We start from the raw sequence: 16,152 nt of genomic DNA on the forward strand, positions 1-16,152 counted from the left end.
TTGAACAGTAAAACAGCATGTATAACTATTTGCGTTATGCTTTTTCTGCTCAGTCCCAGCATGTCTATTGCGAGCCCTGTTTTTACCGATACGTCTCAGGTTATGAGGCGGTTTGATTATGAATCAGGCTTGAGTCAAGTGACGATCATGGCACTGACTGAAGATCAACTAGGCTACATTTGGATTGGCACTCAAGCGGGGCTCAACCGTTTTGATGGCCATGAATTCAAACAATTCACCAGTAAACAACAAAATGCGTCAGAGTTAGCGGGATCATTTGTGACTGGATTATGTCACAGCGGCGAAACCGTGTGGATTGCCACCAGTACAGGTTTGAGCGCATATCACACCGTGACTGGGCGGTTTCAGAGCTTTTTAAAAGATAACTATCAAGCGATTACCTCAGATCGAGTCAAAACCCTTAACTGCAATGGTAACTTTATATCTGTTACAACAGAAAACCACGAGTTTTATCTGATTGATAAAAGTACGTTTGAAGTCCAATCCTTTAATTTACAGGGGCGCTTTCCAAGCCATGCAATAGCGTACAACAACCAAGTTTACTACATAACCGAAAGTGGCTTTATGGTTTATCACATGCAGTCTGACAGGAACGCAGTTTTGCTAGCGGGTGAGTTCAAGTATATGGCACTGCGAGGCGAAAGGGTCTTTTTAATCACAAAGGATAACAAACTACTGAGTTATGACACTTTGTACGAGCGAACTTTGTGGGAAATAGAAGTAGGCACGGGGATGGGACTAGAGCTGAATAACCTCCACATTTCAACTGACCGGTTGTTTGTAGGCAGTAATTATGGCGTATATTTGTATGACTTAAGTGGTAATCTTAAGAAGCATTGGTTCAAGCATGAGGGCCAAGGGTTAGGGTTGCAAGACAATAGCATTATGTCTGTATTAGTTGATAGTAATCATGACTTGTGGTTCGGTACCGAAACTGGCGGGTTACACTTTATTAGCCAGCTCAGTGAGAACTTTGGTCATGTTAGTGAATATAACTACCCACATAGCCCATTACCTGAGCCCGACATTAGGAACTTTGCTCTTGATCGTTTTGATCGACTCTGGCTTGCAACTTCCTCTGGTCTGTATTTTTTTGATAGAACGGGGTTTAAACAAGCACATCATGTTTTTCCTGAACTGTCCGTCGTTGAGAACGCATTCATAACCAAGCTATTTATTCGTGATGAATATATGTGGATTGCGACTCGCGGATTAGGTGTTTATCGGTTTAAGTTAAAAGGGGGCGAATTACTCAATATCATTCCTGATGTTGGGAAAGGACCTGAATTAAGTTTTAACGATATTATCGAGTTTCAGGGGAGAGTGTTAGTTAGCTCCCGTACGATGGGATTATTATTTTTTAATGAGGCTACGAGTAAACTTGAGCCATTCTTAGCCATGGATAATGCACCAAGCCATGTTTCATCATTACTTGTTCAAGACAATTCGCTCATATTCGGTAGTATTGGTGATGGCCTTTTTAAATATGAAGATGGTAAGTTATCACAGTTAACGATAGCTGACTCTTTGGCTTCTGATATTGTGTTTATGCTCCAAGAAGATAGTTTTGGGCGTATTTGGGCTGGCAGTGAAACTGGGCTTTCTGTCATTGATAGTACTTTCTCAGTTGTTAAAGTCATTAAAAAAGCCGATGGGTTGGCCAACAGTGCAATTTGGGCGCTTTTGTTTGATAAACAGGACCACGTGTGGTTTGGCACGAGTGGTGGGCTGTCCAGAATTAGCATTCATGATTTTAAAATTGATAACTTCTTACCGGTTGATGGTGTTCAGGGCAATGAGTTTAATTATAACGCGAGCTGGCTAGCGCCAGATGGGCGCGTGTTCATTGGTGGCTCTAATGGGTTTAATCAATTTCACCCAGAGCAAATTACAATATCCCCAATAATTAGGCCCCTTTTAACCTCTAATATTGAGCTGTTAGGAAGAACGTTACACCCATCTACTCACAGTGAGTTAAAACTCGCTCCTGAACTGACCACTTTTCTTGAATTAGAATATGATCAAGATATTGTGTCTTTGCATTATTCTAGTTTGGATTATGGCTCTGAAGGATTAAGGTTTTTTTATCGAATTGTCGGGCTCAGTGAGCAGTGGTTAAAACTTGCCGATGGGGTTAGACAAATTAATTTGTTGAAGCTAAGTCCTGGTAGTTATCAAGTACAAGCTTATACCATTAATCGCTTCAATCAAACATCTCCAATCCATCACTTTGATATTCAAATTAACGCTCCATGGTGGTGGAGTAAGTATACTAAAGCGATTTATTTTTTAATCGCTTCCATGTTACTTGTATTTTGGTTTAGGTTAAGGCAAAAGCGTTTTCAGCAAGTCGTTAACGATAATAAAATCATGAATGAGCTGCAAGAACGGCTAGAGCTTTCTTTGTGGGCCAGCCAAGATGAAATGTGGGATTGGCATATCGATACCGATAAGATTTATCGTCACTGTGTAAAGCCTAGGATTGAATATGGCCATTGTCAGGCTGAGATGTCTGTCCATGATGCTGTGCAATTTATACATCCAAAAGATTACATCGGGTGGGAAGAAAAACTGGAGGCATGTTTAGAGGGTGAGCAGGATACTTATGAAATTGCCATTAGAGTAAAAACAATTGATGAAAAGTGGACGTGGGTGCTCGAGCGAGGCAAGGTGGTCAGCAGAGATAGCCATGGAAAAGTGAAGCGGTTGGCGGGGTCGCTAAAGGATATTGCAGAGCTCAAAGCACATCAAAATGCCTTGCAGTTGCTGAATGAAGATTTGGAAATAAAAGTTGCGGTTCGTACCGATGAACTTTACCAAAAAAACCAAAAATTAGAACAAGCCATGATTGAGCTTAAACGGACTCAACAAGAGCTCATTGAAAGTGAGAAAATGGCCTCCTTGGGTAATGTTGTTGCTGGGATCGCACATGAAATCAACACACCATTGGGGATTTCTATTACCGCTATTTCATATAATCAGGAAAGCCTTAAGCAAGTATCAACTAAATTGCAAAATCAGACACTGAAGCAATCAGATTTAGAGCAGTCTATCGAGGAGCAGCAGGAAGGTTACTTACTGATGAGCCGAAATTTGGATCGGGCAAAGGAGCTTATCAGTAACTTTAAACAGGTCGCAGTCGATCATTCAAGTGAAGTTCAAAGGGAAATAAACGTTAAGTGTTATGTAGAGGATGTCTTCAAGTCTTTGAGCCCATTAGCCAATGGCAAGCAAATTATATTAGAAATTGATGGAGATGAGAGTATTGATGTGGATACTTATCCGGGCGCTTTGTATCAAATACTAACAAACTTATATAACAACTCGATATTGCATGGTTTTGAGGGAGCAGATCAAGGCAGTGTAAGTGTGATAGTTCAGAAGCTTGAAGGGCTTTGGACGTTAACTTATAAAGATGACGGGGTAGGGATGGGAGAGAGCAGTTTACAAACAATGTTTGACCCATTCGTTACGACTAAGCGTAGTCAAGGGGGGTGTGGTTTAGGTATGCACATTGTCTATAATTTGGTTACGCAATTACTGAAAGGCGAGATATCAGCATGGTCAAAGCCAGGCAAAGGGCTCGAAGTGAAATTGAAAGTACCTATTCGGCAAGTGAACGAGCGTAAATAAACATAATAGACCAGCGCTCATTAAACTTAATGTAAAACCAGTCTAATTTTATATGGGTTAAATGCACTATTTTACTGTAATGAAAATATCGTGGTCGATATTATCTTGCCGTATATTCCAATACTCTAATAGCCGTGTGGTGCCTCCCGTATTTCGACAAATTATTTGCGTCGCAATTCTGCCTGTTCTGGCATCATAATAAACTGCCTCATCAAATGAAATTATGTCATCAGTGAATCCATCATTGTGCCATGGTTGTAATTGTAGCGGAGAGTCACTTTCAATACTTGAAGCGATACAAAAGCCAGCTGGCTCGCTATTGTCAATATTAAGGGTTGCACGATATCGGACATCTTGATAAAAACCTGGATAAAGGTGATCGCCGTCAAGCCAATGCTTTGCATCTAGTTGACTCTTTAGTTTGATTTTGGGCGCAGGTGCAATGTGATGCCGTATATGTTCAGTTGAACTAGTTTCATTAGTGCAACGAAGTTCAACGTACTTTTCTTTATTTTCATACCCTTTTGGTATTTTGCCTGTAAGAATTTTGCCTTGAATTTCCATTCCTGTTAGTAAACGATGATCATTGAGCGTGTAAACGGCCGCAGATTGACAAGGTATATTGCTCGTGGGATGGGGAGTGTATATGCGAACATCATATGCAGAACTAGATTGCGTTACCATAACGTTTATGGAGGCTTGGCTATAGTATGTTACTCTGCCAGGTGTTCCATCGGTATCATGAATCACTGTACCAGCAACGGCGGTTGTATGGATGACTATCGCGATAGGTAGCACTGATTTTATTCTCATTATAATTTCCTTTTTACATGTTATTAAAAATTACTTTATCGCGAGATGTGTTTTAGTTAAAGCATTATTAGATAGGGTAATTATGATTGCTTTTTAATTGTTTTATGTTTGGAAATAATTGAACTGTAAGAACGTGATAACCTAATTTGGGTATACCCTGATACTTTTATAAAGAGCTAAGTAACAAATAATTCGGGAAATACTAAAGTACTATAAAGAAGCAGGATAATAACGAAGGGAATATTATAAATAAGATTCAAGAGGAATAGATTCTAGTTTTTAAATACAGGGCATGGCTGTCATTACCATGCCCCAATGTTAGGTATGAGGTTACATTACGCGCATACCTGGCTCAGAACCATCATCTGGGTTCAAGATATATATTTCTTTGCCACCAGGACCTGCTGCAAGCACCATGCCTTCAGACATGCCGAAGCGCATCTTACGAGGCTTAAGATTAGCAACCATGACGGTCAACTTGCCTTCAATGTCTTCTGGTGCATAAGCGGACTTGATGCCTGCAAATACTTGGCGAGTTTCACCACCTAAATCTAACGTTAGTTTAAGTAGCTTCTCCGCGCCTTCAACATGCTCAGCTTTGGCGATTTTAGCTACTCGTAAATCAACCTTAGCAAAGTCATTGAATTCAATTTCGTCTGCGATTGGTTCTTTAGCCAGCGGGCTGTTAGGGTCTAAAGCCGGCTTAGCAGGCTCTAAGCTTTCTTTAGAAGCATCTACCATTGCATTTACTTTATCCAAATCTACACGCTGCATTAGTGCTTTAAATTTATTGATTTCATGGCCTACTAATGGCTGAGAAACTGTTTCCCATGTTAGTTCAGTCGCAAGGAACTGCTCAACATTTGCACTCATGCCCGGTAAGACTGGCTTCAAGTAAGTCAGGATAATCTTGAACATATTCAAGCCCAGCGAGCACACCTGATGCGCACGTTCTTGAGTCGTTTCGTCTTTGATTAATACCCAAGGCGCTTCCGCGTCAATGAATTGGTTTGCTTTGTCTGCAAGTGTCATGATTTCACGGATGGCACGGCTATATTCACGATTCTCAAAATGTGTCGCAATGGTATCCGAAACTGCGCTGAACTCTGCTAGAAGCGCTTCGTCCATGATTTCATTGCTTAGCTTACCTGCGAACTTTTTAGTGATAAAACCAGCACAACGGCTAGCAATATTTACTACTTTACCAACTAGATCTGAATTTACACGCTGTGCAAAATCTTCAAGGTTTAAATCTAAGTCTGTAATGCCACTGTTTAGCTTTGCCGCATAGTAATAGCGAAGATATTCAGGGTCTAAATGCTCTAGGTAGGTACGAGCTTTAATGAATGTACCTTTTGACTTAGACATTTTAGCGCCATTTACCGTTACGAAACCGTGTGCGAATACATTGGTCGGTTTCCTAAATTCAGCACCTTCAAGCATTGCTGGCCAAAATAGGCTGTGGAAGTAGATAATATCTTTACCGATAAAATGATACAGTTCTGCGTCTGAGTCTTTCCCCCAAAACGCATCAAAGTCGATGCCACTTTTATCACATAGGTTTTTAAAACTCGCCATGTAACCAATTGGCGCATCTAACCATACATAGAAGTACTTACCAGGCGCACCAGGGATCTCAAAACCAAAATAAGGTGCATCACGGCTAATATCCCACTGTTGCAAGCCTTCAGCAAACCACTCTTCTAGTTTGTTAGCCATTTCAGCTTGCAAACTACCAGAGTGAAGCCACTCTTTAAGCATGCCTTCAAAAGCAGGCAGGTCAAAGAAAAAGTGCTCAGAGTCTTTCAAAATAGGAGTCGCACCAGACATCGCAGAGCGAGGATCTTTTAACTCTGTTGGGCTGTAAGTGGCACCACAAGCATCACAACTGTCGCCATTTTGATCAACTGCATCACATGTAGGGCATGTACCAGTTACGAATCTATCAGGTAAAAAGATGTTTTTTTCTGGGTCGAAAAGCTGCGAAATAGTGCGTTTTTTGATGTGACCTTTGTCGTTTAAGCGAGTATAGATTAACTCACTCAGTGCTTTATTTTCATCACTATGGGTGCTGTGGTAGTTGTCAAAAACAATATTGAAGTCAGCAAAGTCACGTTGTCTTTCGATACTTACGTTTTTGACCATTTCTTCAGGCGTGATCCCTTGCTTCTGGGCGTTTAACATGATTGGCGTACCGTGCGCATCATCTGCACATACGTAGTAAGCCTCATGACCACGCATTTTTTGAAAGCGAGACCAAATATCAGTCTGAATGTATTCAAGTAGGTGCCCTAAATGTGTTGGGCCATTTGCATATGGTAATGCACTTGTAATGAGAATTTTTCTCTTTGTCATAGTTTTCCCATGGTTAATTAGCCGTTATGGCTAACGCCAGTGTAAACTTTGCGCTCAATTTGACGGTGAAATTGAGAACAATTTTTTTGTCCAACTGGATTATGCCCTAATAACGCGATTTTGACTGGTCTTAATTTATCGAATGTTACATAATTCCTGCGTTCTTTTCATCACCTGATGGCGTTTTATTTGTATGTTTGGCATCAAGAAGTTTTTTAGTAAAGAAGATCCAACTGAAACTGAGATTGTTACGCGATTAAATGGGTATCGCAGTGCTATTTTTCCTATGGGTATTTTAACGGAGTGGATAATATCTGTTAAAAAGGATACATCTTATTACAATGTTGCAATTGAGTTGCCTTTTGCAGCTTGTACCCAGAGCAAACAGCTTGAGCAATACTTGCTTGCACATCACATTAAAGATGTTCATATCTCTATTAAAACCAATATACCGGATACGTATCAATTTAAAAAAATCAAACATATTATTCTTGTTGCATCAGGGAAGGGCGGTGTAGGTAAATCAACTACGGCGGTGAATTTAGCGCTTGCTTTGAAAGAGGAAGGCGCTGAGGTCGGTTTGCTTGATGCGGATATTTATGGGCCTTCAATTCCGTCATTATTAGGGTTAGTGGGTGAGCAGCCTAGTGCAAAAGATGATAAGACGCTTAATCCAATGCAGAAGTATGGACTAAATACGATGTCGATTGGATATTTGGTACCTGCTGAAAAGGCGACGGTTTGGCGAGGCCCTATGGCCTCTCAAGCACTCAACCAGTTGTTAAATGAGACTGATTGGGGAGAACTTGATTATCTCATCGTAGATATGCCACCGGGTACGGGTGACATCCAACTCACGATGACGCAGAAGTTACCAGCGAGCGGCGCGGTTATCATAACAACGCCTCAAGATCTTGCATTAGCTGATGCACAAAAAGGTATTGCCATGTTTTCTCAGGTGAACTTACCGATTATTGGTTTGATTGAAAATATGAGTTATTTTAACTGCCAGCACTGTGGTGAAAAAAATGCGTTGTTTGGTAGCGACGGTGGCAGTGAGTTGGCAGCGCGACATGGCGTCCCTTTATTGGCTGAAATTCCGTTGGATATTCATATCAGAGAGGGATCGGAAAAAGGTGATAACATTATTAAGCAAGGCAATAATATTGCTGACCATTACATCTACAGTGCGCAACTAATTAGTAGCATGCTTAACCTTCAATCATCGCAGTCGGCAGGCGTGGAAATTATTTTTACCGATGATTAAACTTCGCGTTTAGAACATATTGCGCACTTTATTTCTTACAAACACTGGCAAATGTGCTCTCAGCCTACATACTTATCTATGAAGTTTTAGGGTACCTAGCTGATATGTGTTAGGTAGGCATGATTGTGATAGTCCTCTTGGATAGCCGATCAAAATCACTTACTCAAGGAGGTGGGTATGTGGTTGTATATAAAAAAGTTAATTTTATTTATTTGGCTTATTGTTGTCGGGCAGTGTGCGCTTGCGTCACAACAAATTACGGTTAAACAGTTTACCGATACATCAAATCAATTGACGGTTGACACGGTTATAGATAGAAAGCTCAGCTTTGAGACTGCGAACGAGGGCGTTAAATTTGTCAAAGGAGAAACGCTCTGGGTAAAAGTCACCAGTTCAAGCGCGGCAAGTGATCAATTGGTTGTTATTACTAGCTCGATAGAGGGGACCCTGAAGCTATATCAAGTTGCTGATGGTAAGGTGACAGAATACAAACTCGTATCACCAGAAATGGCGCATTTAGCACCCAATGCGCATATATTACCGTCAATAGCCATGGCCGATGATACCAGAAGTTACGATATTTATATTCAGGTTCAGGCAAAGTATAGTGGTATGCTCTCGCTGTCAGTTATGTCTACAGAAGAGTACGGGAAAGCACTAAACAGACGGTTGTTTGTGATAGGGGTGAGTAGTGGTATTCATTACTTTATCACGTTATTTGTTTTTTTAATGGCGGCAAGTCAATCTAGAAAGGGCCTTGCTGCTTTAACGGCTTATTTTATTTGCGTTAGTATTCAAAGCGGTGTGTCTACCGGGGCTAACAATCTTGTTTTTCCAAGTGAGGTCGCAAGTTATTTTGCCCTCTACCAGAATCAAGTTTATTTACTATCTCTCATTTTTGCTGTGTTGTTTCTCAATTATTTTATGGTGGTTAAACGCGCAGAACCTGCATTTACTCGTTTGGTGAGCGCTTCTATTTGGGTTCTAGGGTTGCTCATAGTACTGGTTGCTCCTTTAAAAGCCCAGCATTCTCTCGTGTTTAACTTTCTCGGAAGCCTAGTGTGTGGTGCCGTTTATTTTCTTGTTTTGGCGAACCAGTTCAAGCTGCATAAAAGTGAAGTACTCGCGATTGTGATTACTTGGTTACCTGTATTTGCGTTCAAAGCCTATGTATTTGTTAATCAATTTGGTATTTATTTACCCTTAGACACATCGATATTAAATCAGGTATTAATCACTACACACATCATTTTGCTCGCTTCTTTTTTATATTGGCATGACAAGAATAAGAAAAAACAGCTGCTCTTTTATGCAACACATGACAAGGATACCGGTGCGCCAAACCGCTATATGCTGCAGCAAAGTTTAGAGTCTTTGGGGAATAAGAATAAAGATCATACCTTATTGTTATTTAGACCCTTGGTATTACAAACCATTCGATTAAATATGGGATGGAGTTACGCCAATGCGCACCTAAAAAAGTTACTCAATAAAGTGAGTGGACAGCTTAACACGTATGGAAATGCAGTGATTGCAGGGCACGATAGTTTGCATACCTCAATATACCGGTTGGATGATTCCTTGTTTGCAATTATTTTGCTGGGTAAATTCGAGTTGAGCCAAGTAGAGCAGTTTGTTTGTGTGTTGTCGGCCAGTTTTGAAGAAGGGGTAGATTTTGGAGGTGATTTGCTAGTTGACCAATTGGAAATTGGTGTAGCAAGTAATCCTATTCATGCAACAAATTCAGATTCTTTGATCCAGTGTGCAATGCAAGCAATGGCTTCAAAGCCAGCGGGAACAAATAAATGGCAATTGTTTGATTTTGGCAACTCCATTGTGTCTCAAAGGCGTATAAAAATTGCGTCGGCTTTGAAAGTGGCCATTGAACGTGAGCAATTGAGTTTATATTTACAGCCGCAATTACACTTAGGCACGGGCCGAGTATATGGTTCAGAAGCGTTACTTCGATGGCATCACCCAGAGTTAGGGGTTGTACCGCCGAGTGAGTTTATCCCGATCGCCGAGTCTTCAGGTATTGTATTTGAGCTGACAGAGTGGGTCATTGAAACTGGTCTAAAGCAACAGGCGGAGATTATCAAATTATTGCCATCCCATACTTTATCACTGAACATCTCAGGAAAAGATGTTGGACGTAAAGAACTGACGGTGCAACTCATTGAACTGGTGAATCAGTATGCATTGGCACCATCACAAATTGTATTGGAAGTGACGGAGTCAGCAACCGTTGAAAATGAAAATATACTGTTTGATACTTTGGCTGATTATCGCAGCATAGGATTACGCGTTGCCATTGATGATTTTGGTACAGGATACTCATCCCTGGCCTATTTGAGCCAACTGGGCTTTGATAAACTTAAAATTGACAAGCGTTTTGTTATGGATGTAGAAAGCTCGAAAACCAATCAGACCATTTGTAAGGCTACATGTGACATGGCCCGCAGCTTAGGCTCTGTTGTTGTTGCTGAGGGGATTGAGAGTGAGGGGAGCTATCGACAGCTACAGAGTTATCACTGTGATATTGGGCAAGGCTATTTTATATCAAGACCTTTACCATTTGAGCAATATAAAGCATGGCTTCAAAGAATGATCGATGTCGAAGATGTTATTCACTATTTGACGTCCTAGTCTTTGCGCTTATTTACGGTGTTTTTTCGATACAAGTAGCGATAATTCGGCCAAGTGTCATAAAGTCAATGGGCTTGGGAAGTATGTCATGCATGCCAGCAGCTGCAAAATGCTTTTGACTGAGTTCGTCTGTATTGGCTGTCATGGCAATAATTTGGCAATGCTCTGCTACTAGGCCTTTGTCTAAAATGGTGCTAGTCGCGGTCAGTCCGTCCATAACAGGCATTATACTATCCATAAAAATAACGTCGTATGTGCTTTGCTCGCATTGTTGAATTGCTAATTTACCATTGGGAGCAATATCAGGAGTGATATTAAACTTGCTTAAAAAAGCACTGATGACCTTTTGATTAATATCGTTATCTTCGACAACTAGGACCGCTAATTTTGAGGCGTCAAACTCTTTAGTGGATGGTAGGGTCTTAGCTTTAGGCTCAGGTGCACTGGTTAATGGGATACACACCTTAAACTGGCTACCGTGTTTTAATATGCTGTGTACTTCGATGGTGCCTTGCATCAGCTCGATGAGCTCTTTCACAATGGACATGCCAAGACCGGTCCCTCCAAAATGACTACCAACCTCGTTTTCACCTTGTTTGAATGGGTCGAATAAATGTTTGATACTGGTAGACGACATGCCTATACCTGTGTCATTGACTTCAATAAATAAATCTATATCTGGTTGCCGTTCTTTTGAATATGCTCTTAATTCAACGCCACCGGAGTCGGTAAATTTTACAGCATTGCTGACCAGGTTGGTGATGATCTGATTCAGTCTAACAGGGTCACATTTGACCCAACATTGTGGCGGTAAGTCGATGCTATATGAGAACTCAATGTCTTTTTTGTTAGCTAATTGCTTTGATAGCTCGACGACATCGTAAATAATACGCGTGATGTTACTATGATGATAAGTCAGAGAAAGGCCTTTCTGGGAAATTTTAGAAAAATCTAATATCTCATTGACTAAGCTAGTTAATATCTCTGTACTGCGCAGTGCCAATTGTATATTTTCGGTCACTTTTGCTTGCTCAGGTTCATCCATTGCGTTTAAGAGCAATCCATTAATTCCATTTAATGGTGTTCTCATTTCATGACTTATTTTTGCTAGTAATAAACTTCTTTCATTTAAAAGTGTTTCAGCTTCTAGCTTCTGATCTTTCAACTTTTCTCTCAGTAGAACATCTTTGGTGATATCTTGAAGTGAGCCGATTAGGTTAATGCACCCACCGTCTTTAGATTCAACTTCGCCATGGCATGAAAGCCAAATTTTGCGCTTATCCTGTGTTGTTGCTGGAAACTCTAACTCCCACGATTCACCGTCATTTTTGGAATGAGATACTGCGTGTAAAAACTTTTGTTGATATAACTCACTGTCAATAAATTTCACCCATTCAGAGAGGGAAGGGGTCGTATTCAAGTCTATACCATGAAGTTTCTTTGTTTCATTGCTCCAAAATACTTGTTGATTGGACATATTAACCCTCCAACTCCCGATGGCGGCAACTTGTTCAACCTTTTTTAGCGTCTTGTAATTATTTCTTAACCTAACCTCTGACTCAATTCTAGCAAGTTCAAAGCCTAGCCACTGCGCAAATAATTCAACATAATCAATGTGCTCAGCTGTAAAAGGTTGACTAACTTTAGCAGCAGAGAAGTTGATTGTACCAAACGTTCGGTTAGCAACGCGAATAGGCGCGCCAATATAAGATTCTAACTGAAACTGCGTATAACAGGGGTGCTTTGAGATGTCGCTATTACCAGCATGGTGAAATGACAGCGCTTTGTTGGCTTTAAGCGTATGAACACAGTATGTGCCTTGTAAGTCAAATTTGCACTGTGGAGTAAGCTCTGCGTTGTCTGACTCAACATATAATATAGTGTAGGTTGCATCAGTAACCTCACTGACAATGGCGATCTCCAGATCAAAGATTTCAAGCCCAAATTTAAGTAATAACTGAATTTTCTCTGTTGTACTTATGTTTTGCTGTGACACGATGTTATGGAATCGTCTTAAAAAGCTCACTAGCATAAATCCTTTTTTTTGGGCCGCCGGTCAGTAACCGCAGTGACATATCTTAAGTATAGAATGGTGATACTATATTAAAAAATACAGATTTCAATTTTATATTTTATTTTTAACGGGTGTGCTAATTGCTTTCTTTATGCAAGGCTTTACCTAGTATTTGGAAATAATAGCTAATGTTTTGCGCTATTTTTACTTGTTCTTCGGCAAGTGGAAATCCGCCGGCAGACTCTAATTTTGACTGAATGACATCTGAGACAAGAAATTCGTTTTGAATACTTTGGTCGTGCGCAATATAGCACTCAAAAGCGCGTGCAGTGAGCTCTTGAGGTAAGCTGTAATATAAGTGCTGCGCTCGTTTATCCAAAGCGATTGCGCGTTCAAAAAACGCGCTTGGTTTAGCACCATCTTCTGTGAGTAATATTGATTTATAGACTTCGTTAAGCAATTGGTTAAGCGGGTGCGATAAGTTTGGAGAAGATGTTAGCCATAAAGAAGAGGCGAAATCACTGGCTTTGCTTTGCGTGAACAGGTGTTTACAAATGTAGTGGTCAAATGCGTGCCACCATTCGTGCGCGAGTGCACCGCCACCAGCATTTTTAGCTAAGGCCAGAGTGCGTTTTGCGGGTGCATAGTGTGCTTGAACACCTTTTTGACCACCACTACCGAAAGCTAAGTTTAATGTGCCCCGCAGCCCCATTGCTTTTGGTGGTAATGATAATATTTGAGCAAGATCTGCCAGTGCATCATAAATCAAGTTTGCGGCAATGTGCTGTTCTTGTTGAGAAACCCAATTCCCAAGAACAATAGTCTTAAAGCCAAAAGTTGACTTTAACTCATCAAAACAAACTTGATCACCAAAGCGGTAATCAGGACCAAGCCGTCTAAATTGCCGATGTAATCTAGTTGTCTTCACTTAGGTATCGCTTTTTTACATCGTCAGGCATGAACTTTGTTTGCTCGTGGATCATGCCAGCGAGTAAATGATGTAACGGTTCTATTTCTAAGTTTTCGTAACATGCTAAGAAGTAGGCACAAGCTTCTAACGTTGAGAGACTGTACGATTGTTCAGCTTTTCTAATTGAGTAGTTATTTTCAGGTAGCTGTGAGAACGTAATTTTGTTGAGGTTATTAAGCCATGGGTTTAACAAAGCTATTTTATTGGCTTTTTTCCAAGTGCCGTCTAATACGAAGAGCACATCGACAGGCTTTGATTTTGATGAGATTGACTCAACATTAATGGCATTTGGATCTGGATATAAAAGCCCGCAATTATATGTTCTAGCAATTTCTTGAGGCACTTTAAAATCCGAAGGACTTTCGCCTACGTACACTTCTATAGCAGACAATTGCAACTTTAAAAGCCGAACAGTGTTTTTCGCAACGGGTACTTCGCTAGGATGTTGTAATACTATAATCCTAGTTTGATTACTCAATTTTGGGCTTGTCACATAACTACACACACATGTTTTTGTTGAAAAGTGACAAATATCGCAAGTACTTCTTTTCATAGAGGCTTTTAACAGGTTTAATTGGTATATATATTAACATAATTTAGAGTTGGCTTTGCTCTTGTTGATACTCTTAACTAGCATATAGGTATAAAACAGTATACGGGCAATAGACAATAAAGGACTTTTATGGAAACTAAAATTGATGAAACTTGTTTGGAAAACATGCAAGCGCTGTTGGGCGAACAGTTTAGCGATACGTTGGAGTTTTGCCTTAGCGAATTTGATAGGTTAGCAAATGAAGTGAGGGCAACCATTGATAATGACTTGGAAGCCGCAACGAGAAATGCGCATAGCTTAAAGTCTAATGCAGCCCAGTTCGGTGCTATGAGTCTTGCTGATGTGTCGAGAAGTATAGAGATGGCATTGGTGGAAGGCAATGTTGATTATGCTAAAACACAGGTGAGTGTGTTATGTAGCGAAGTTGATGCTTCTAAGGCTTTGTTACAGCGTTGGTTAACTTCAACAAAAGTTTAGTTATACAAAAGCCGTTATCATGCTTTAGTGACGTAAGGTAAACAGTCAAATATTCTGCCAACGCAGTATTTAGGTATGTGCTGTTGATATTCCCCAAATGATACTTTCATATTCCCTCATTCATGGTTATGCTAGGCTAGGAATGAGGGAGAAAAGAATGAATAAAATAAGTAAAAGCAATAAATTAAATGGGGTTTGCTACGATATTCGCGGGCCGGTTTTGTCTCAAGCACAGAAAATGGAAGACGAAGGCGTAAAAGTACTCAAGCTGAACATTGGAAATCCTGCCGCATTCGGTTTTGATATGCCTGAGGATATGCACAGAGACATTATCAGAAACTTGCGTCAGGGTCAGGGATATTGTGATTCAAAAGGGCTATATTCTGCGCGCGTAGCCGTTTATCAATACTATCAACAAAAAAACTTCCCAAATATTAGTGTCGACAATACCTTTATTGGCAATGGAGTGAGTGAGCTCATTCAAATGGTCACTCAAGCACTACTCAATGATGGTGATGAGGTTCTCATTCCAGCACCTGATTATCCGCTGTGGACTGCATCAGTTAAGCTCTCTGGTGGTGTTCCTGTGCATTATATGTGTGATGAGTGTGCGGATTGGTTCCCTGATATTGCGGATATTAAAGATAAAATTAATAGTAAAACTAAAGCACTTGTGTTGATTAATCCTAATAATCCAACAGGCGCAGTCTACAGCAAAGCGTTGTTAGAGGCGCTTATTGAGGTTGCGAGAGAGCACAACTTGCTTATCTTAAGTGATGAAATTTACGAGAAAGTCCTGTTCGATGGTACCGAGCATTTCTCCATAGGATCCTTGTGTGATGACCTACCAGTGATCACCTTCAATGGGTTGGCAAAAACCTACCGAGCTGCCGGCCTGAGAATGGGGTGGATGGTTGCCAGTGGCAAGGTCTCAGCAATGCGAGATTTACTTGAAGGACTAAACATGTTGGCATCAATGCGTTTATGTGCAAACGTGCCTGCTCAATTCGCAATACAACAAGCGCTCGGTGGAGTGCAATCGATAGACGATTTGTTATTGCCTGGTGGACGTTTATACGAACAGCGTAATATTGCATGGGAAGGTTTAAATGATATTCAAGGCATATCTTGCGTAAAACCTAAAGGGGCATTATATGCATTTGCTAAGATCGATACTAAGCATTTTAATGTGAAAAATGATGAGCTGATGGTTTTGGATTTACTCAGAGAAGAAAAAATTCTACTCGTACATGGTCGCGCATTTAACTGGCCATCACCAGATCATTTTAGGCTGGTATTTTTGCCTCATAAAGATGAACTTGAACCCGCGCTGCAATCTATGCAACGCTTTTTTGACCATTACCGACAGTAAACATATTGGTCGGAAATTATTACCGATTTAA

At 40.5% G+C, this 16,152-nt stretch carries 10 protein-coding genes; 5 read left to right on the plus strand and 5 right to left on the minus strand.

Going from position 1 to position 16,152, the window contains the following annotated elements; all coding sequences use genetic code 11:
• The first annotated feature begins 60 nt into the window (after positions 1-60).
• Entirely contained in the window at positions 61-3,654 is a 3,594-nt protein-coding gene (locus N473_RS02575; RefSeq protein ID WP_231099508.1) for a two-component regulator propeller domain-containing protein, read from the plus strand.
• Between the two features lie 66 nt (positions 3,655-3,720).
• Here N473_RS02575 and N473_RS02580 read toward each other — a convergent pair whose 3' ends face one another.
• Both N473_RS02580 and metG read right to left on the minus strand, forming a co-directional pair.
• Positions 3,721-4,467 (minus strand): hypothetical protein, encoded by a 747-nt coding sequence (locus tag N473_RS02580; protein ID WP_063366587.1) that lies wholly within the window; start codon positions 4,465-4,467, stop codon positions 3,721-3,723.
• 330 nt (positions 4,468-4,797) lie between these two features.
• Positions 4,798-6,822 carry a methionine--tRNA ligase gene (gene metG, locus N473_RS02585; RefSeq protein WP_039609772.1) on the minus strand — a complete coding sequence of 675 codons (2,025 nt, stop codon included), beginning with the start codon at positions 6,820-6,822 and terminating at the stop codon, positions 4,798-4,800.
• A 193-nt stretch (positions 6,823-7,015) separates the two neighbouring features.
• Between metG and apbC the strand changes: the two genes are divergently transcribed.
• Positions 7,016-8,089 (plus strand): iron-sulfur cluster carrier protein ApbC, encoded by a 1,074-nt coding sequence (apbC, locus tag N473_RS02590; protein ID WP_063366588.1) that lies wholly within the window; start codon positions 7,016-7,018, stop codon positions 8,087-8,089.
• Between the two features lie 177 nt (positions 8,090-8,266).
• Complete coding sequence (locus N473_RS02595) at positions 8,267-10,735, plus strand: putative bifunctional diguanylate cyclase/phosphodiesterase (protein WP_063366589.1); 2,469 nt, start codon at positions 8,267-8,269, stop codon at positions 10,733-10,735.
• A gap of 13 nt (positions 10,736-10,748) precedes the next feature.
• On the opposite strand, the gene N473_RS02600 is transcribed toward N473_RS02595, so the two are convergent.
• The 3 genes from N473_RS02600 to N473_RS02610 all read right to left on the minus strand — a co-directional run bounded on the left by N473_RS02600 (position 10,749) and on the right by N473_RS02610 (position 14,272).
• Entirely contained in the window at positions 10,749-12,761 is a 2,013-nt protein-coding gene (locus N473_RS02600) for a GAF domain-containing hybrid sensor histidine kinase/response regulator (RefSeq protein ID WP_063366681.1), read from the minus strand.
• A gap of 124 nt (positions 12,762-12,885) precedes the next feature.
• Positions 12,886-13,677 (minus strand): CLCA_X family protein, encoded by a 792-nt coding sequence (locus N473_RS02605; RefSeq protein WP_063366590.1) that lies wholly within the window; start codon positions 13,675-13,677, stop codon positions 12,886-12,888.
• On the minus strand, positions 13,664-14,272 hold the full coding sequence (locus N473_RS02610) for a tRNA-uridine aminocarboxypropyltransferase (protein WP_063366591.1): 609 nt from the start codon (positions 14,270-14,272) through the stop codon (positions 13,664-13,666). The genes N473_RS02605 and N473_RS02610 overlap by 14 nt, the downstream gene beginning before the upstream one ends.
• 129 nt (positions 14,273-14,401) lie before the next feature.
• Here N473_RS02610 and N473_RS02615 point away from each other — a divergent pair, with 129 nt between their 5' ends.
• Together N473_RS02615 and N473_RS02620 are read left to right on the plus strand one after the other, a co-directional pair.
• Complete coding sequence (locus N473_RS02615; RefSeq protein ID WP_039609776.1) at positions 14,402-14,749, plus strand: Hpt domain-containing protein; 348 nt, start codon at positions 14,402-14,404, stop codon at positions 14,747-14,749.
• Between the two features lie 157 nt (positions 14,750-14,906).
• Positions 14,907-16,121: a pyridoxal phosphate-dependent aminotransferase gene (locus N473_RS02620; RefSeq protein ID WP_063366592.1), complete on the plus strand. Its 1,215-nt coding sequence runs from the start codon at positions 14,907-14,909 to the stop codon at positions 16,119-16,121.
• Positions 16,122-16,152 lie beyond the last annotated feature (31 nt).

It is taken from the genome of Pseudoalteromonas luteoviolacea CPMOR-1, assembly GCF_001625685.1.
Taxonomy (GTDB): Bacteria; Pseudomonadota; Gammaproteobacteria; order Enterobacterales; family Alteromonadaceae; genus Pseudoalteromonas; species Pseudoalteromonas luteoviolacea_K.